At 71.7% G+C, this 18,307-nt stretch carries 18 protein-coding genes; 13 read left to right on the forward strand and 5 right to left on the reverse strand.

All coding sequences use genetic code 11. The annotated features are described in order from the left end of the window. The first annotated feature begins 155 nt into the window (after window positions 1-155). From HDA43_RS17850 to HDA43_RS17860, 3 genes are all read left to right on the forward strand, one after another. Window positions 156-449, forward strand: coding sequence for an antibiotic biosynthesis monooxygenase family protein (locus tag HDA43_RS17850; protein ID WP_179822226.1), 294 nt, complete (start codon window positions 156-158; stop codon window positions 447-449). A 198-nt stretch (window positions 450-647) separates the two neighbouring features. Beyond that, window positions 648-1,922, forward strand: coding sequence for a phytase (locus HDA43_RS17855; RefSeq protein ID WP_179822228.1), 1,275 nt, complete (start codon window positions 648-650; stop codon window positions 1,920-1,922). A 373-nt stretch (window positions 1,923-2,295) separates the two neighbouring features. Further along, window positions 2,296-2,823 carry a DUF4158 domain-containing protein gene (locus tag HDA43_RS17860; protein ID WP_281395393.1) on the forward strand — a complete coding sequence of 176 codons (528 nt, stop codon included), beginning with the start codon at window positions 2,296-2,298 and terminating at the stop codon, window positions 2,821-2,823. Here the strand turns inward: HDA43_RS17860 and HDA43_RS17865 are convergent. The 4 genes from HDA43_RS17865 to HDA43_RS17880 form a co-directional block, all read right to left on the reverse strand. Next, complete coding sequence (locus tag HDA43_RS17865; protein WP_246424023.1) at window positions 2,804-4,024, reverse strand: alpha/beta hydrolase family protein; 1,221 nt, start codon at window positions 4,022-4,024, stop codon at window positions 2,804-2,806. The two genes, HDA43_RS17860 and HDA43_RS17865, sit on opposite strands and share 20 nt — an antisense overlap. 130 nt (window positions 4,025-4,154) lie before the next feature. Continuing rightward, window positions 4,155-5,165, reverse strand: coding sequence for an ABC-2 membrane transporter-related protein (locus HDA43_RS17870; protein WP_179822230.1), 1,011 nt, complete (start codon window positions 5,163-5,165; stop codon window positions 4,155-4,157). Further along, window positions 5,165-6,073, reverse strand: coding sequence for an ABC transporter ATP-binding protein (locus HDA43_RS17875; RefSeq protein WP_179823397.1), 909 nt, complete (start codon window positions 6,071-6,073; stop codon window positions 5,165-5,167). The genes HDA43_RS17870 and HDA43_RS17875 overlap by 1 nt, the downstream gene beginning before the upstream one ends. A gap of 2 nt (window positions 6,074-6,075) precedes the next feature. After that, a complete protein-coding gene (locus HDA43_RS17880; RefSeq protein ID WP_179822233.1) occupies window positions 6,076-6,543 on the reverse strand; it encodes a GntR family transcriptional regulator in 468 nt (155 codons plus the stop codon). A 224-nt stretch (window positions 6,544-6,767) separates the two neighbouring features. Here HDA43_RS17880 and HDA43_RS17885 point away from each other — a divergent pair, with 224 nt between their 5' ends. Then, window positions 6,768-7,709, forward strand: coding sequence for a tyrosine-type recombinase/integrase (locus HDA43_RS17885; protein ID WP_179822235.1), 942 nt, complete (start codon window positions 6,768-6,770; stop codon window positions 7,707-7,709). Between the two features lie 112 nt (window positions 7,710-7,821). Here HDA43_RS17885 and HDA43_RS17890 read toward each other — a convergent pair whose 3' ends face one another. Beyond that, entirely contained in the window at window positions 7,822-8,994 is a 1,173-nt protein-coding gene (locus HDA43_RS17890) for an ABC transporter substrate-binding protein (RefSeq protein WP_179822237.1), read from the reverse strand. A gap of 208 nt (window positions 8,995-9,202) precedes the next feature. Between HDA43_RS17890 and HDA43_RS17895 the strand changes: the two genes are divergently transcribed. The 9 genes from HDA43_RS17895 to HDA43_RS17935 all read left to right on the forward strand — a co-directional run bounded on the left by HDA43_RS17895 (window position 9,203) and on the right by HDA43_RS17935 (window position 18,131). After that, the gene (locus tag HDA43_RS17895) at window positions 9,203-9,946 is read left to right on the forward strand and encodes a GntR family transcriptional regulator (RefSeq protein ID WP_312873352.1); all 744 of its coding nucleotides are present in this window, start codon (window positions 9,203-9,205) and stop codon (window positions 9,944-9,946) included. Between the two features lie 174 nt (window positions 9,947-10,120). Beyond that, window positions 10,121-11,092: a Gfo/Idh/MocA family protein gene (locus tag HDA43_RS17900; protein ID WP_179822239.1), complete on the forward strand. Its 972-nt coding sequence runs from the start codon at window positions 10,121-10,123 to the stop codon at window positions 11,090-11,092. Then, on the forward strand, window positions 11,089-11,928 hold the full coding sequence (locus HDA43_RS17905; protein WP_179822242.1) for a TIM barrel protein: 840 nt from the start codon (window positions 11,089-11,091) through the stop codon (window positions 11,926-11,928). Before HDA43_RS17900 ends, HDA43_RS17905 begins: the two co-directional genes overlap by 4 nt. Further along, on the forward strand, window positions 11,925-12,947 hold the full coding sequence (iolC, locus tag HDA43_RS17910; RefSeq protein WP_179822246.1) for a 5-dehydro-2-deoxygluconokinase: 1,023 nt from the start codon (window positions 11,925-11,927) through the stop codon (window positions 12,945-12,947). Before HDA43_RS17905 ends, iolC begins: the two co-directional genes overlap by 4 nt. Further along, complete coding sequence (locus tag HDA43_RS17915) at window positions 12,940-13,815, forward strand: Cgl0159 family (beta/alpha)8-fold protein (protein ID WP_179822249.1); 876 nt, start codon at window positions 12,940-12,942, stop codon at window positions 13,813-13,815. The genes iolC and HDA43_RS17915 overlap by 8 nt, the downstream gene beginning before the upstream one ends. Further along, window positions 13,812-14,660 carry a 5-deoxy-glucuronate isomerase gene (gene iolB / locus HDA43_RS17920; RefSeq protein WP_179822251.1) on the forward strand — a complete coding sequence of 283 codons (849 nt, stop codon included), beginning with the start codon at window positions 13,812-13,814 and terminating at the stop codon, window positions 14,658-14,660. The genes HDA43_RS17915 and iolB overlap by 4 nt, the downstream gene beginning before the upstream one ends. Continuing rightward, on the forward strand, window positions 14,657-16,495 hold the full coding sequence (gene iolD, locus HDA43_RS17925; protein ID WP_179822254.1) for a 3D-(3,5/4)-trihydroxycyclohexane-1,2-dione acylhydrolase (decyclizing): 1,839 nt from the start codon (window positions 14,657-14,659) through the stop codon (window positions 16,493-16,495). Before iolB ends, iolD begins: the two co-directional genes overlap by 4 nt. Next, entirely contained in the window at window positions 16,495-17,475 is a 981-nt protein-coding gene (locus HDA43_RS17930) for an inorganic phosphate transporter (protein ID WP_179822256.1), read from the forward strand. Before iolD ends, HDA43_RS17930 begins: the two co-directional genes overlap by 1 nt. Next, window positions 17,472-18,131 carry a DUF47 domain-containing protein gene (locus HDA43_RS17935; protein ID WP_218911762.1) on the forward strand — a complete coding sequence of 220 codons (660 nt, stop codon included), beginning with the start codon at window positions 17,472-17,474 and terminating at the stop codon, window positions 18,129-18,131. The genes HDA43_RS17930 and HDA43_RS17935 overlap by 4 nt, the downstream gene beginning before the upstream one ends. Window positions 18,132-18,307: the final 176 nt, after the last annotated feature.

Here is an 18,307-nt window from a genome sequence, read left to right on the forward strand (position 1 = left end):
GGGTGACGGGGTCGGTCGCACGTCCGTTGACGACGAGGTGCCGGGCGCGCCGGCCGCTGTACTCCACGCTCGCGCCCCGCCGGGCCGTACGACCCGGACACGCGGATCTCCCACCGGGTCGCCGAGGCCGCTCCGCATCCCACCGGAGGTTGAACATGATCGTCGAGTACATCCGCTACCGCGTCCCCGACCCCGGGGAGTTCGAGGCGGCCTACCAGCGGGCGGTCGTGCCGCTGGGCAAGTCGCCCTGGTGCCTGGACTACGAGCTGTCGAAGTGCACCGAGGCGGCGGACGCCTACATCCTGCGCATCGTCTGGACCTCGGAGGAGGACCACATGCAGGGCTTCCGCCGGAGCGAGTTCTTCGGGGAGTTCTTCACCGAGATCCGGCCCTACGTGTCGGACATCGAGGAGATGCGCCACTACCGGCCGGTGATCACGAAGGCGTGACCCGCGGGGCCACCGGCCCGCCCGGCTTCCGCGGGCGGGCCGGTGGCGTTCCGGCGACCGTCATGCCCACTCCGTCGCCCTGTTCGCCGGGAATCAGCTTGCGTCATTATGTCCTGACATATGTACGTCCTATTGATTTGAAGTAAATCTGTCGTTACGTTCGTGGGGCAAGAACTTCCCCCCAATCGAGGAGGCGCAATGCGTCCCCTGTCCCGACTTCTTCTGGCGGCCCTCACCTGTTCGCTGGCGGGAGGGCTGGCGGTGCCCGCGTCCGGCCTGGCCGTCCCGTCGGTGGCTCCGAAGGTGGAGACCCCCGCCCTGTACGACGACGAGGCCGGCGGCGACGCCAACGGTGACGACCCCGCGATCTGGGTCAACCCCTCAGACGACGACGAGAGCGTGGTGATCGCCACCGCCAAGAAGGCCGGACTCTTCGTCTACGACCTCGGCGGGCGGCAGCTGCAGCACATTCCCGCCCCCGCGGCCCCGGGACCCGACGACGAGGCCGGGCGGTTCAACAACGTCGACGTCACCTACGACTTCGGCAGGCGGGACCTGGCCGTCGTCTCCGACCGCGGCCAGGACAAGCTCCGGATCTACGCCATCTCGGACGGCCGGCTCATCGACGTGACCGACCCCGCCGCGCCGTTCGTGTTCAACGCCACCCAGCAGCAGGTCAACGACGCCGAGACCGCCTACGGCCTGGCCACCTGGAAGGACTCGACCGGCACCTACGCGCTGGTCAGCCGCCGCCACAAGACCTCGGTCGGCCTGGTCAAGCTCCTCTCCAAGCCGGGCGGCAAGATCGGATACCAGCTCGTCAGGACGCTGGACCTCCCCACGTCGTTCACCCTGCCGAACGGCCGGACGTGGACGCCCTGCCTGGAGCCCGGTGTGCAGCCGCAGGTCGAGGGCATGGTCGTGGACCAGGAGAAGGACGTCCTCTACGCGGCCCAGGAGGACGTCGGCATCTGGCGGATCCGGGCGGACCTCACCGGAACCCCCACACTGGTGGACAAGGTCCGGGAGTACGGCGTGCCGGGCACCTACGACCCGGCGACGGATGAGTGCACCCCCGGCGCGGACCCGGGCTACGGCGGCCGGCACCTGACCGCGGACGCCGAGGGACTCACGATCTACTACCGGGAGGACGGCAAGGGCTACCTGCTGGCCTCCAGCCAGGGCGACAGCACCTTCGCCGCCTACCGCAGGGAGGGGACGAACGCCTACCTGGGGCAGTTCCGGGTCGGTGACCACAACGGCGTCGACGGCGTCGAGCACAGCGACGGCTCGACCGTGCTGAACGTCCCGCTGGGGGACTTCGACGAGGGACTGTTCGTCGCGCACGACGGTGAGAACACGCCGGCCGAGCCGGGCCGGGAGATCACGAACTTCAAGTTCACCCCCTGGGAGGACATCGCCGAACCGCTCGACCTGGACGTGGACACCGACGGCTGGGACCCGCGTGACTGAGTGACCTGAATGACGGACGGCCCCCGGTGCCCGGCACCGGGGGCCGTCGCGTGCCCGCCCCGGCTCCGGGCGGGCGCCGGGAGCCGGGACCGGGCTCCGGAGACCCGGGCCGGGCGCCGGGGATCCGCCGGGAGGTCAGGGCCGGACGCCAAGAGGGCCTGGACCTCCTGAAGCTACGGCGAGCCGCCACCCAGCCAGTCCTGAGGGTCGATGAGGATATATGCGAAGAGTTAGCTACCGGTTTCAACACGTAGTTATCTCAGGTAGTGCATACCTTCCGGTGACCCCCCGAACTCCTCAATGGTGATCGGGCCGCTGATAGCGCCGGCCTGGGGAGAAACTCCGAGGCGCGTACCGACTGGAACAGGATGAGCTGATCAGCGCGTGGACGCTGGTCGAGGGTGATTGGGGCCTGGTCGGGGAAAAGGTGGGGGCCGGCAGGCTCGGTTTCGCCTTGATCTCGAAGTTCTATGAGGTCGAGGGGCGGTTTCCCGACTATCCGGAGGAGATACCGGCGGCTGCGGTGGAGTACGTGGCGTCGCTGGTGGAGGTCGAGCCGGAGTCACTGGCGAAGTACTCCTGGCGGAGCCGGACCATCGAGCGTCACCGGGCGCAGATCCGCAAGCGATTCGGCACCCGCCCGGCGACCGAGGACGATGAGGAGCGGCTGGCGCGGTGGCTGGCCGCCAAGCCTCCACCCACGCCGGCGTCGGTTTCGGCGCTGCGCCCTTTCCCCGGCCTGTCCGCCTCGACCGGGCGAACTCGCCGCCGGCAACCGGCGGTCGGCAGCAGAACTTCAGGTAGTTCTACGGTCGCGGAGGAAGCGGGGGATGCTGTCGCGATCACCCCGATACGGCACCTCCTCGCCATGCTGGTGGGGATCAGGGGTTGTGGAAGTTGATCTCCGGATTGGCCGGTGATGGTCCGGTGAGCAGGGGTTGTGGGATGCCTTTGAGGTGCAGATCGAAAAAGGCGCCGACATAGGTGCGGGTGATCTGTTCCGCACGCTGGGGGGAGAGCCCTGGGCCGGGTTTGCCCGCCCATGCGGAGAGGATGGGCATGTCGGTGAACGTGCCGTGGTCGGAGCCGGTGACGGTCAGCCAGCGCTTCCAGCCGTTCAGGCTCGTCCATGCCTGCTCCCAGGTGGGGTCCATGCCCGGGCTCTCGTGCTGGGCGCCGAACAGCAGGAAGGGGCGGTGGTCCAGGCCGGTGGCGGGGACCGGTGTGTAGAAGGTGCCGTCCATGTTCACCCCGGCCCGTACCCGGTGGTCGGTGGCCATGGTCGTGGCGGCGGCGTTTCCTCCGATGGAGTGCCCGGCCATACCGATGCGCTTGGGGTCGATCATACGGGCGTACTGCCAGACCGGATGGTGAGTGGTCAGTTGGTCGATCACGAAGGAGATGTCCTTGGCCCGGCTCGCGGCGATGGCCGCGGGCCCGCCCGCCGGGGGCTTGTCGCAGATGACGCAGGCGAGGGTGCGTCCGTCAGGGAAGGTCGTGCCTGAGGTCTCGTAGGTGTGGTCGACCAGTGCGACGACGTACCCGCGGCCGGCCAGGTCCTCTGCGAGGCCGGTGAGGGTGGCACGCGGGAACGCGAGGCCGGGTGAGAGCACCACCAGCGGGAACCTGCCGCGCGTGGGGTGTGCGTCGGTGTGCGCCCATGTGCGGGCGCTGCTGAGCTTGTCGGGCGGGATGTTGGCGTCGGGCGCCTTTGCCTGCAGGAACAGCCGGGCCTCCTCGGTGGTCATGTACGGTGCCGGTCCACCGGTCTTGGACCGGGCGGGGTAGTACATCGACACCATCAGCTGCCGCGGACCCGCCGACGGCACCCAGGGATCTGGACGGCGGGCGTCGAGGAGGTGCAGGGTCGTGCGACCGACCGCGTGCGGGCCGGTCGGGCGAGGCAGTACCGCGGTCCCGGAGGAGTACGAGACCGTGGAAGGAGCGGCATGTGCCGCTGCCACTATCTGGGCCGGCGAAGCGGCGCACGCCGTCGCGGTGGTGAAGCCCAGCAGGATGGCGGCCAACCGCGGCAGCCGGCCGCGCCGGCCCGTCAGAACGCGGCCGAGCGGCCGGGCCATATCGGTGTTTCCTGGTTTCATCAGGTTCCTTAGCACTGTTCCCGGAAGGATGGGGGCGTGCGTCGTCGGTGGCACCGGGGCAGGCCGGTGCCACTGAACGAGTGCGGGAGAGCGCGCGCCAAGCCGGCCCATGCGGCGGCGCGGCGTCGAGTCAGCCGATCCGGCGGCGCAGCAGCCAGACGGTGGCGATGCCCAGCAGCAGGATGAGCAGGCCCATCCAGCCGGCCTCGATGAACTGGAACGGCCAGAACCGGCCGGCGGGATGGTAGCTCGTGACGACGGTGTAGTGCTGGGCCCGGAGCCAGTTGCCGAAGGTGACTGCGGGAAGCCCGTCGCCGGACGACGAGAGCAGCGCCCATTTCGAGTGCAGGCTTTGGCTCTGAGCGTCGCTGAGCAGGTGACCGGCGGGGTCCACGTACGCCGTGGCGACCGCCCAGTCACGCGGGCCGATCTGGCCCGCTGTGACCAGAGGTGTCATGTAGTGCTGACGAAGTTGGAAGACGGTTGCCGCGACGAGGCCGAACGAGGCGAGGAAGACCGTGCCGACCGTGATCATGGTGCGGCGGATCAGCAGGCCCGCGAACACCGCGGCCGTGAAGGCCAACAGCGTCTGGACCGGGAAGGCGATGCCCTGGAACTCGAAGCCGAGGTAGTTGCCGAAGGCCATGGACATGACGTGGTCCAAAGGAGCGTTGTACCAGGTGTACAGGACGCCGTAGGCCGCCGTCACCACGACCAGCACGACGGCGATCAACAACAGCTTGGTCAACAGCCAGCGGGTACGCCCGGCCCCCTGGGTCCAGGCGAACCGGTAGGTGCCCATCTCCAGCTCACGCGCGATCAGCGGCCCCCCGATGAAGGCGCCGAACGCCCCGGGAAGCAGCAGCAGGAACATCAACGGCCAGCTCGGCGAATAGGAGCTGAACAGCTCCTGGGCGAGTTGCTTGCAGGTGCCGCTGGAAAAGGAAGCGCACCGCGCCAGCCCGAGCTGGTCGTAGGTCGAACGGGCCCGCAGGCCCTCGACCACCATCAGGATGGCGAAACCGGCCAGCATTCCCAGCAGGCCGTAGAAGGCGAACCGGTGCTGGCGCCAGGTGATCCAGGCCAGGCCGAGCCGGGGCAGTGAGCCGCCATGGGGGCTGGGCGGTGAACAGGTCGTCATCAGCATGCCACCTGTTCGCTACGGGCTCGTGCCGGGCCAGGGAGCATCGAGGCCGAGGGCTCCCGCATGTAGGCCAGCACCAATTCCTCCAGGCCGACCGGGTGCCGTTGCCAGCCCGGCGGCGCGGCGGAGAGGTCACCGGTGCGGATCAGCAGGTGCGCCTGCGCGGAAGCGCGCCGGTCCCGGACCACCGGGAAGCGCTGGGCAATGGCATCGACCTGCTCGGCCGGGCCGGTCAGGACGTGATGCCCGGCCGTCAGGTCCTCGACTTCGCCGGCGACCTGCACCTGCCCGCCCTGGACGACGACGAGGTAGTCGCAGACGCGCTCCAACTCGGCGACGACATGGGAGGAGAACACCACAGAGACGTCCTCCTCGGCCACCGCAGCCATCAGGGCCGCCATGAAGTCATGCCGGGCCACCGGATCGAGGGCGGCCAGCGGCTCGTCCAGGATCAGCAGCTTCGGACGTTTGGCGAGAGCGAGCGTGAGCGCGACCTGAGACCGCTGACCGCCCGACAACGCACCGACCTTCTTGTCCAGCCGGATTCCCAGCTCCGCCAGCCGGCCCTGAGCGCGTGCGGTGTCCCACCGCCGGTTCAGGTTGCGCCCCACCCGCAGCATGTCGGCGACGGACAGATTGCGGTAGAGAGCGGCGTCCTGGGCCATGAAGGCGACCCCGTCCAGCGCGGCCGGCGATCCCGCCGGCAGGCCACCCAGCACCCGCACCTCGCCGGCCGTGGGCGTGGCCAGGCCGACGGCGAGACTCAGCAACGTGGTCTTGCCCGCGCCGTTCGGGCCGACCAGCCCGACCACATGCCCGGCGGGGATCGCCAGCGAGCAGTCCCGCAACGCCCAGGTCCGCCCATAGCGCTTGCCAAGCCCGGACGTCTCGATCGCGATGCCCATGCTCACGCGACCACCCCAGCTCGGCCGCCGCCGTCTTCCTCGTCAACCAGGACGTCACGACTCTGGCGCAAGTCGTGCAACGCGGCCGTGAACAGCGCGGCCATGCCGTCCTCATCCAGTCCGGCTTTGCTCGCCGTACGCATCCAGGCCAGCATGCTCTTCTGCAGAGCGGCCTGCTCGCGCAACCCCACCTTGCCCAGCGTGCCCTCGACGAAGGTGCCGACGCCGCGCCGCCCGACCACCAAGCCACGGTGCTCCAGCTCTCGGTAGGCCTTCAGCACCGTGTTCGGGTTGATGGCCAGCCCGGCGACGATGTCCTTGACCCTCGGCAGCTGATCACCCTGCCGTAGATACCCCAGCCGCAGCGCCTGCTCCACCTGCTGGACCAGCTGGAGATAGGTCGGCACCCCCGAGCCGGGATCGAGCCGGAACTCGATCGGCGACGGCGAACCATCTTTATCTATATCCATAGTTATTGAGTTAAAGGGATTTGGTCGCCATCGTCAACTTCACACACTGGCGCCCCATGAGTCGCTACGCGCTCATGTACGTGATAATGATCTATTATCACGTACATGAGCGATCATGGCGGCGCGGCGACCAGGAGAACCCTCCGACGGGGCGATGCGCGACTCCGGCACGTTATCTGGTACATCACCCGGACCGGTGCAACGACCGCCGCCCGGCGACCGGCATGAACGCCGTGCCGAAAGTCGCCGCCCTTCGCGGCGGGCACATCACGCTCGCCGCGGCCGCCGACGCCTTTCTCGCCACGCCGCGCACGGCCAACCCCAACACCCACCGCGCCTACGCCTCGGCCATCGACCGCGTCATCGCGCTGCTCGGCCGAGACCGGCCGCTCGCCGAGGTCGCCGACGCCGAGATCGGCGCCGCGCTCACCGAGCTGTGGGGCCGATGCGCGCCGGCGACCTGGAACCGCAACCGCGCCGCCGTCACCTCCTGGCTGATCTGGTGCCAGACCAAGAAGCACTGGGCAGCGCCTTCGGTCCCGGCCGACGCCGAACGCCGCAAGGAAAGCGCGGATGAGACCCGCGCGGTCGCCAAGACCACCATCCACCGGCTGCTGTCCCGCCGCGACATCCCGCTGCGCGAGAAGACCCTGTGGCGGATGCTCTACGAGACCGCGGCACGGGCCACGGAGATCCTGGCGCTCAACGTCGAGGACTTGGACCTGGAGCACCGTCGCGCCCCTGTCCGGTCCAAGGGCGGCGCGATCGAGTGGGTGTACTGGGACAGCGGCACCTCCCACCTGCTGCCCCGCCTGCTCCGGCTGCCCGACGGCAGCACCCGCACCCACGGGCCGGTGTTCCTGTCCGAACGCCGCCCGGTCCCCGCCCGCCGCCCGGGCGCCGGCGACATCTGCCCGCACACCGGCCGCGCCCGCCTCGGCTACGACCGCGCCCGCGTCCTCCTCGACACCTACGCCGGGCTCGACCTGCACCAGCTGCGCCACAGCGCCGCCACCCACCTCGGCGAAGCCGAAGTCCCGCTACAGCTCATCATGGGCAAGACCCGCCACAAGAACCCCCGCACCGCCATGCGCTACGTCAAACCCGGCCCTGAGGCCATCGCCAAGGCCACCGAGGTCCTGGCACCCCGCCGCCGAACCCACTGATCAACTGAGTGGCGGCCTGCCGGAGCTTTAGGAGTTCCGGGCCAAGAGGCAAGAGGGGAGTACCCCCACCGGGGTGCTCCCCTCGCGCGTGCGCCGCCCGCCCGCCGTCGGATCAGCCGTGGTTGACCCGCCAGAAGTCGGAGACGGTCTGACGGCCGCGCAGGTCGCCGAGGAGCGAGGCGGGGTCGGTGTGGAAGAGCTGTCCCTGCCAGTCGGGCAGACCGGGTGGGACGACCAGCGGCTTGACCGTGCTGTTGCCGGAGACGCCGCCCTCGCCGATCTCGTGCTTGACGCCCTCCTCGGTCATGATGAAGTGGACGTACAGCTTGGCCGCGTTGGGGTGCTTGCTCTTGGCGGCGATCCCGACGAACTTGGGATAGCTGAAGCCCACGAACGGCGCCATGCCCTCGCACGTCTTCTGGGCGTACCCCTTGTCCTCGTTGTTGCGGAACTTGGAGATCGACATGAAGCCGATCTTCTTGTCGGTGGCGTTGGGCGCGCCCAATGCTCCGGAGATGTCCTCGTCGGAGCCGGTCAGCACCGGCCGGTTGCCCGCCACCCGCTTGATCCACTCGTAGGCGGCACTCTTCTCCTTGATCTCCAGGGGCTTGCCGTACTTCGCCTGGTACGCCTCCTGGAGGGCCTGGTTGCCGTGCGCGTCCAACTGGGTGAAGAACGACAGCACGGTGGGCTTGCCCAGGGGGTCCTGCATCACCAGCTTGCCGGCCCACTCCGGCTCGGTCAGGTCCCACACGTTCTTCACCGGGCACCCGCCGGGCGAGAGCTTGGGGTTGTAGGCGAAGACCGTCGCCTTGGAAAGGGCGAGCAGCGGATTCCGGCTCTCGGCCGGGATCTGGTCCTTCAGGTCGGCGGGCACCCAGGTCCGCGCCACGCCCTGCGGGATCAGCTGGCCCACCAGGACCCCGCCGTCCTCGTACATCGCCGCGTCGATCGTGACGTTGTCCGCGGCGTGCTCTCTGATCATCTTCTCGGCGGTCTGCGGGGTGTCGGACTTGACCCCCTCCATGGCGATGCCGTATTTCGCGGTGAACGCCTTGGCGACCTCCTCGATGTCACCGCTGGAGTCGTAGACCAGCAGGCTGCCTTCCTTCTTGGCGGCGGCGACCAGGGCGTCCAGGTCGAGGGTCGCGTCCATCGAGGCCGCGGGAAGCGGCTGGGCGGCCGTCGCCGCCGACGACGGGGCGTCGGTGGCGGTGGAGGGGGCGCAGGCCGCGACGGCCAGCGCCAGCAGTGCCATGGGCACGATCTTCCGGGTACGCCTCAAGTGGCGTCACTCCTCTTGCCTCTCGGGGTGGTGGGCGCCGCCCAGAGCCCCCGATCCGGCGCCGCGGTTGCTCAACGATGAACGTCATGTGAATAATTTGTCAAGACATACTTACTTAGCTGCGGCATCCGGAACACTTCCGTGACCGGGCGAGGTCGAGCCATTTGACCATTGGTCAGGACATTCTGATGTCAGTTACCGTTTTCCTGTGACTGTGACGAAATTGGACATCGACCTCGATCGATCGAGCCCCGTTCCGCTCTACTTCCAGATGGCCGAACGGATCGCGGAGGCCATCCAGAACGGTGAACTGCCGTCGGGCACCCGGCTCGACAACGAGGTGCAGCTCGCCGACCAGCTGGGACTGTCGCGCCCCACCGTCCGCCAGGCCATCCAGTACCTCGTGGACAAGGGGCTGCTGGTCCGCAAGCGCGGCGTCGGCACCCAGGTCGTGCACGGCCAGGTGAAGCGGGCGGTCGAGCTAACCAGCCTCTACGACGACCTCCGCCGGGCCGGTCAGCAGCCGGAGACCCGGGTGCTGTCGATCGAGACGGTCCCGGCGGAGGAGGACGTCGCCGGCGTCCTCGGTGTCGCGCCGGGCACCCCGGTGCTCCGGCTGGAGCGGATCAGGTACGCCTCGGGGGAACCGCTCGCCCTGCTGCACAACTGGCTGCCGGCCGGTGCGGCGTCCCTGACCGCCGAGGCGCTCCAGGCGCGGGGGCTCTACGAGCTGCTGCGCTCGACCGGTGTCCGGATGAGGGTCGCCAACCAGCGGATCGGCGCCCGTACCGCCACCCCGGCCGAAGCCCGTCTGCTGGAGGAGCGCCGCGGCTGCCCGCTGCTGACGATGGTCCGCACGACCTACGACGACCAGGGCCGGGCCGTGGAGCACGGCTCGCACGTCTACCGGGCCTCCCACTACGCGCTGGAGGTCACGCTCGTGGAGCGCTGAGGGCGCGGGGGTGCGGGGCGCCGGGGGCGGCCGGGCGGGGCGCCGGCCGCGCGGCGCTCGGCGCTCGGCGCTCGGCGGCTCCGCCGGATGTCAGTTCATCCGAATGTCAGGACAAAGTATTGACTAGTGCTTGATGGTCGTTTAGAACTGGAGTCCCCTGGACGAGGAGCCAACATGCGTGTGGGTTTGCTGGGCCTTGGTCGGATAGGCCTCTTCCATGCCACCACCCTCTCGACGCTCGCCGACGAACTCGTCGTCTCCGACGTCGACCGGGCCAGAGCCGAGGACGTGGCGGCGCGGCTCGGGGCCCGGGTCGCCGACCCCTTCGACGCGGACGCGGTGGTGATCGCCACCCCGACGTCGACCCACGCGGAGGCGCTGCTCCGGGCGTGCGAGCTGGGAGTCCCGGCGTTCTGCGAGAAGCCCGTGGCACCCGGTGTGGCGGAGACCCTGCGGGTGGTCGAGGCCGTCGAACGCAGCGGCACCCTTGTGCACATCGGATTCCAGCGGCGCTTCGACGCCGGCTACGCCGCCGCGCGCGAGGCGCTGCGCGGCGGCGAACTGGGCGACGCGCACCGCGTCCACCTGGTGACCGCCGACCCCGCGCCGCCGCCCGCCGAATACGTCGCGCTCTCCGGCGGCATCTTCCGCGACTGCCACATCCACGACTTCGACATCCTGCGCTGGGTCACCGGGCGCGAGGTGGACGTCGTCTACGCGACGGGCGCCAACCGGGGCGAGGACTTCTTCGCCGAGGCCGGTGACGTCGACACCAGCTCCGCGCTGATGACCATGGACGACGGCACGCTGGTCACCCTGCAGGGCTCACGCCACAACGGCGCCGGATACGACGTGCGGATGGAGATCGCCGGCACCCGCGCGACCTGGGCGGTCGGGCTCGGCGACCGGACCCCGCTGCGCTCGGCCGAGGGCCTGACCCCGGACGGCGAGCCGTGGCCGGACTTCCTCACCAGGTTCGACGCGGCCTACGTCGCGGAGATGGAGGCGTTCCTGGCGGCGGCGCGCGGCGAGCGCGAGAGCCCCTGCACGGTCCAGGACGCCCTGGCCGCCCTCTACATCGCCGAGGCGGCGGACCTGTCCCGCCGTACCGACCGTCCGGTCCGTCTCCTGGAGGTCGCCAAGTGAGGATCGCCGCCGCCCCCATCTCCTGGGGCGTGTGCGAGGTGCCCGGCTGGGGCCTCCAACTCACCCCGGACCGGGTGCTGGCGGAGATGGCCGAGTCGGGCCTGACCGCCACCGAACTGGGCCCCGACGGGTTCCTGCCCCCGGAACCGGAGGACCGCACCCGGCTGCTCGACCGGTACGGCCTGCGGGCGATCGGCGGATTCGTCCCCGTCGTCCTGCACGACCCCGACCGGGACCCGCTCGCGGAGCTGCGCGCCGTACTGACCTCCTTCCCGGCGGACGCGGTGGTCGTCCTGGCCGCCGCCACCGGCGCCGACGGCTACGACGCCCGCCCCGTCCTGGACGCCGAGGGCTGGCGGACGCTCCTGGGCAACCTGGACCGGATCCACCGCGAGACGCCCCGGCCGGTCACCCTGCACCCGCACATCGGGACCATGGTGGAGACCCGCGCGGAGGTGGACCGGGTGCTGGACGGCAGCGAGGTCCCCCTCTGCCTGGACACCGGCCATCTCCTGGCAGGCGGGACCGACCCGCTGGACGTCGTCCGCCGGGCCCCCGGCCGGATCGCCCACGTCCACCTCAAGGACGTCGACGCCGCGCTCGCCGGGCGGGTCCGGGCCGGTGAGATCACCTACACCGAGGCGGTGCGGGCGGGGATCTACCGCCCGCTCGGCCGGGGGGACGTCGACGTCGCCGGCATCGTCACCGGCCTGACCGCGGCCGGATACGCCGGCTGGTACGTCATGGAGCAGGACGTCGTCCTCACCTCCGAGGACGCGGACCCGGCCGGCGACGTCCGCGCGAGCCTGGCCTTCCTACGGGGGATCACCGCATGAGCGCCCCCGCGCACGGGCCCGGGACGCCGCCCCCCGCCTTCGAGGTGCTGACCATGGGACGGGTCGGGGTGGACGTCTACCCGCTGCAGGTGGGCGTGCCGCTGCGGAAGGTCACGTCCTTCGGCAGGTATCTCGGCGGCAGCCCCACCAACGTGGCCGTGGCCGCGGCCCGGCTGGGCCGCTCCAGTGCGGTGATCACCCGCACCGGGGCCGACCCGTTCGGGGAGTTCGTCCACGACGCGCTGGCCGAGTACGGCGTCGACGACCGCTACGTCACGGCGGTGCCGCACCTGCCGACCCCGGTGACGTTCTGCGAGATCCGCCCGCCGGACGACTTCCCGCTCTACTTCTACCGCCACCCCAAGGCCCCCGACCTGGAGATCCTCCCGGAGGAGCTCGACCTGCCCGCGGTCACCGCGTCGGCGCTGTTCTGGGCGACCGTGACCGGGCTGTCGGCCGAGCCGTCGCTCGGCGCGCACCTGGCCGCCTGGCGGGCGCGAGGCCGGGCCCGGCACACCGTGCTCGACCTCGACTACCGGCCGATGTTCTGGCCGGACGAGGAGACCGCCCGGGAACGGGTGCGCGCGGCACTGGGACAGGTGACCGTCGCGGTCGGCAATCTGGACGAGGCCGAGGTCGCCACCGGCACGCGCGATCCCCACGCGGCCGGGCGGGCGCTGCTGGACGCGGGGGTGGAGTTGGCGATCATCAAACAGGGAGCGGCCGGGGTGCTGGGCATGACCGCCGACACGACGGTGGAGATACCACCCGTCGAGGTCGAGGTGGTCAACGGGCTGGGGGCGGGCGACGCCTTCGGCGGCGCCCTCTGCCACGGTCTGCTGGCGGGCTGGCCGCTCGCGCGGACGCTGCGCTTCGCCAACGCGGCCGGGGCGATCGTGGCCGGACGGCTGGCGTGCGCCCCCGCGATGCCCACGGCGGAGGAGATCGAGGCCGTCCTGGCGGGCGGATCCCCGGACTCGCCGGCCGGCTCCCCGCGAGGAGGCGTCGAGGATGCGTGAGGACCACTACCGCCGCCTGCGCGACGAGCGGGCCTGGCACCCGGAACGGGTGGCCGAGGCGGCCGCCGCGCGCCGGCGCAGACCGCTGCTGACCGACCGGGACCGCCTGCTGATCATCGCGGCGGACCACCCGGCCAGGGGGTCCCTCGGCGCGGCCGGCCACCCGATGGCCATGGAGAACCGGACCCTCCTGCTGGACCGGCTCATGACCGCGCTGGCGCGGCCGGGTGTGGACGGGCTGCTGGCCACCCCCGACATCGTCGAGGACCTGCTGCTGCTCGGCGCCCTCGACGAGAAGATCGTCATCGGTTCGATGAACCGGGGCGGTGTGCAGGGGGCGGCGTTCGAGTTCGACGACCGCTTCACCGCCTACGACGCCGACTCGCTCGTGGAGATGGGCCTCGACGGCGGCAAGATGCTCTGCCGGATCGCGCTGGAGGACACCTCGACCGCGGCGACGCTGGCGAGCTGCGGGCAGGCCGTCACCCGGCTGGCCAGGCACGGCCTGATGGCGATGGTCGAACCGTTCTGGTCCAAGCGCGTCGAGGGCGTGGTGCGGCACGACCTGTCGCCGGAGGCGATGATCCACGCCATCAGCGTCGGCCAGGGGCTCGGCGCGACCTCCGCCCGCACCTGGCTGAAGATCCCGGTCGTCGAGGACATGGAACGCGTCCTGGCCGCCACGACGCTGCCGGTCATGCTGCTCGGCGGCGACCCCGGGCCCGACCGGATGCTCGACACCTGGGACAAGGCGCTGCGCCTGCCCGGCGTGCGAGGCCTGGTCGTCGGCCGGGCACTGCTCTACCCGCCCGACGACGACGTGGCGGCGGCCGTGGACGCCGCGGTGAGCCTTCTGGAGGCGGCATGACGTACATCCCGAGCGGCTCCGCCGCCGCGCCCCCGTGGACGGTGGAGATCACTCCCGGGACGGCCGGCTGGACCTACGCGGGACTGCGGGTCGCCGACCTGGCGGACGGTCCCGTGGAGTTCGACACCGGCGACGAGGAGATGCTGGTCCTGCCGCTGTCGGGTCCCTGCGAGGTCGTCGCCGCCGGGCGGCGGCTGTCGCTGTCCGGGCGCGCGTCGGTCTTCGACGGGGTGACCGACTTCGCCTACCTGCCGATCGGGACGTCCGTACGGATCACCGGCTCGGGCCGCTTCGCGCTCCCCGCCGCCCGCGCGCGGCGCAGCTTCCCCGTCCGGTACGGCGCGGCGCGCGACGTCCCCGTCGAGATCCGCGGGGCCGGGCAGGCCACCCGGCAGGTCAACAACTTCTGCGCGCCGGACGCCTTCGACTGCGACCGGCTGGTCGCGGTGGAGGTGCTGACCCCGGGCGGCAACTGGTCGTCCTACCCGCCGCACAAGCACGACACCGCCTCCGCGTGCGAGGCGGTGCTGGAGGAGATCTACTACTTCGAGGGCGGTCCCGGCTACCAGCGGGTCTACGGCGGTCACGAGACGCTGACGGAGGTGGCGGGCGGCGACGTGGTGCTCGTCCCGCGCGGCTACCACGGCCCGTCGATGGCCGCCCCCGGCTACGACCTGTACTACCTCAACGTCCTGGCCGGGCCCGCCGAGAAGCGGACCATGGCCTGCGCCGACGATCCCCGGCACGCCTGGGTCCGCTCCTCCTGGGCCGAACAGGCGATCGACCCGCGCGTGGCGCGCCGCGTCACCGAGATCCGGAGCGGACTTACCGGAGGTACCCCATGAGGCTCACCACCGCGCAGGCGCTGGTGCGGTTCCTCGCGAACCAGTGGACCGAACGCGACGGCGCCGAGCGGCGCCTGATCGCCGGATGCCTGGGCATCTTCGGCCACGGCAACGTGGCCGGCATCGGTCAGGCCCTGGCCGAGCAGGGCGCCGGCACCGGCGGAGCGCTGCCGTACTACCCGGCCCGCAACGAGCAGGCCATGGTGCACACCGCGGTCGGGTTCGCCCGCACCCGCGACCGGCTGTCCACCCTGGCCTGCACCACCTCGATCGGGCCCGGCGCGACCAACATGGTCACCGGCGCGGCGCTGGCCACGATCAACCGGCTGCCGGTGCTGCTCCTGCCCGGCGACGTCTTCGCCACCCGGGCCGCCGGCACGCTCCTGCAGGAGCTGGAGGACCCCCGCAGCCCGGACGTGTCGGTCAACGACACCCTGCGGCCGGTGTCGCGGTTCTTCGCCCGGATCGACCGGCCCGAGCAGCTGCCCGCGGCGCTCCTGGCCGCGATGCGGGTGCTGACCGACCCCGCCGAGACCGGCGCGGTCACCCTGGCCCTGCCGCAGGACGTGCAGGCCGAGGCGTTCGACTGGCCCGAGGAGCTGTTCACCCGCCGGGTGTGGCACGTGGCCCGGCCGGTGCCCGAACCCGCCGCGCTGGACCGGGCGCTGGAGATGCTGCGCCGCTCCCGGCGGCCGCTCGTCGTGGCCGGCGGCGGGGTGAAGTACAGCGGGGCGTGCGAGACGCTGGCGGCGTTCGCCGCCCGGCACGGCGTGCCGGTGGCCGAGACCCAGGCGGGCAAGGGCGCGCTGCCGCACGACCACCCGTGCGCGGTCGGCGCGATCGGGCACACCGGCACCGCCGCGGCCAACACCCTGGCCCGTGAGGCCGACCTGGTCATCGGGGTGGGCACCCGCTACACCGACTTCACCACCGCCTCGCGCAGCCTGTTCGGCCGGGCGGCGTTCCTCAACGTCAACGTCACCGCCTTCGACGCCGCCAAGCACAGCGGGGAGACGCTGGTGGCCGACGCCCGCGAGGCGCTGGGGGCCCTGTGGCCGGACGGCTGGCGGGCCGAGGCCGACTGGACCGACCGGGCGGCGAGCCTGGCCGCCGGCTGGCGGGCCGAGACCGACCGGATCTACGGCGGGGCCGAACTGACCCAGCCGGTGCTGCTCGGCGTGCTCAACGAGATCGCCGCGGACGGCGTGGTGGTCAACGCCGCCGGGTCGATGCCCGGCGACCTGCACAAGCTGTGGCGGGCCGCCGACCCGGGCAACTACCACGTCGAGTACGGCTACTCATGCATGGGATACGAGATCGCCGGCGGCCTGGGGGTGAAGCTGGCCGCGCCGGAGCGGGAGGTGTTCGTGCTGGTGGGCGACGGCTCCTACCTGATGATGGCCCAGGAGATCGTCACCGCCGTGCAGGAGGGCGTCAAGCTCGTCGTCGTCCTGGTGGACAACCGCGGCTTCGCCTCCATCGGGAACCTGTCGGAGGCGGTCGGCGCGCACCGGCTGGGCACCGCCCACCGGACGCGCGGCCCCGCCGGGGAGCTGGACGGCCCCTACCTGCCGGTGGACCTGGCGGCCAACGCCGCCAGCCTCGGCGCCGACGTGCTGCGCGCCACCGACCGGGAATCGCTGCGCGAGGCGCTGGTCAAGGCGCGGGAGGCCGACCGGACCACCGTCGTGTACGTCGAGACGGTCCCCGGCCCGGCCCCGGACACCACCGCCTGGTGGGACGTCCCGGTCGCCGAGGTGTCGCGGGACCCGGTGACCAGGGCGGCGCGGGAGCGCTACGAGGACGCCAAACGCGACCAGCGCCCCTACCTGTGATGGGCTGGACGGCGGCGTTCGCCGCGACGGCGATCCTCTTCGTGCTGATCAGCGGGGCCAACGACGGGGCCACCCTGATCGGGCTGGGGCTGCGCTTCCCCCGCGCGCCGGGATGGGCGGTCACCGCGCTCCTCGCGGCGGTGCTGTTCGCCGGGCCGTACGTCATGGGCGTCGCGGTCGCGCGGACCTTCACCGGGAGGCTCACCGAGCTGAACGCCCCCGGCGGCGCGGCGGCGTTCCTGGCCGGAGTGGTGATCGCGGTGGCCGTGGTCGCCGTCCTGTCCGGCCGGGGACTGCCGACCAGCCTGACGCTCGCGGTGATCGGCGGCATCACCGGGGCGGGGCTCGGCTCGGGACTGCCGGTGTCGTGGTCGGGGCTGGCCGCCGTGCTGGCGGTCGGGCTCGGCGCGCCCCTGGTCGGCCTGGCCCTGGGCTACGCGCTGGGGACCGTCTCGCGCCGGGCGCCGTCCAGCAGGCGGATGCCCCGGCTCGTGCTCGCCGCCCACCTGCTGGCCTACGCGGCCCAGTGCGCGGCCTACGCGGTGAACGACGGCCAGAAGATGATCGCGGTGGTGAGCGTCGCGGTCCGTGTGGGCCACGACGGGCCGGGAGCGGTCGGGCCCGTCGAGGTCCCCCCGGCGTGGATGGCCGTCCTGGTGGCGCTGTTCCTCGCCGGCTCCCTGAGCAGCCTCACCCGCGTGGGGGAGCGGCTGGGCCGCGGGCTGGTCATCACCCGGCCGCTGCACGTCGTCTCGGCCGAGGCGGCGGCCACCAGCGCCGTCCTGGGCAGTTCCGCCCTCGGCAGCCCGGTGAGCATGACCCAGTCCATCACCGCCGGAGTCGTCGGCGTGGCGGCGAGCGAGGGAAGCAGGAGGGTGCGATGGCAGAGCGTGCTGAGCATGGGCACCGCGTGGCTGGTCACGCTCCCGGCGTCGATGACGCTGGGTTGCCTGGCCGGGCTCGCGCTGAGGCTGCTGTGAGCGAAGCCGCCGGGCGGGCCCGGCGGTTCGCCCGGGCCTGGGACGACCTGCGGGGCCGGTCGGGACGGCGGGTGATGGACCTGGTCCGCGGGCAGGTCGCCGTCGCGCGGGCCGGGGCCGTACTCGCCTGCTCGACGGCCTCCGGCGAGATCGACCGGTCCGCCGCGCGCACCCGGATGGCCGAGGTGGAGCACGAGGGCGACGCGGCACGGGCCGAGCTCGTCCGGGCCCTGCTGCGTACCCTGGCCACCCCCATCGACCGGGAGGACCTGTTCCGGCTCTCCCGCTCGGTCGACGACGTCCTGGACCACCTGCGCGACTACGTGCGCGAGGCCGACCTGTTCGGCCCGGCGGACCTCTCCTTCGCGACCGAGCCGCTGCAGGCGGTGATCGGCGGACTCGACGAGCTGGACCGGGCCCTGCCGAAGGTGTTCGACGACCCGGGCTCGGTCACCGTGGCCGTGCTGGCCACGCGGAAGGCGTGCAACCGGGTCCGCCAGCTCTACCAGGCCCGGCTCACCGAGCTGTTCGCCGGACCGCTGGAGATGGACACCCTGCGCGAGCGCGAGCTGCTCTCGCGCCTGGACGCGGTGGGCCGGCGGCTGGGCGAGTCCGCCGACGCGCTCGCCGACGCGATGCTCAAACGAAGTCACTGACCACGCGACCACGGAGCCGCCCACGGCGCCGCCCACGACCCATCCACGACCTACCCACGACCCACCCACGACACGCGGACGAAGCCGCCGACCACGACAGACCCCGCGAGGGAGCGAAGTCCGCAAGACGGGCGGACCACACACCGCGGTGCCCCCCGTGACCCCCCGAAGGAAGT

This window comes from Streptosporangium sandarakinum, assembly GCF_013409935.1.
In the GTDB taxonomy this organism is placed as follows: Bacteria; Actinomycetota; Actinomycetes; order Streptosporangiales; family Streptosporangiaceae; genus Streptosporangium; species Streptosporangium nondiastaticum.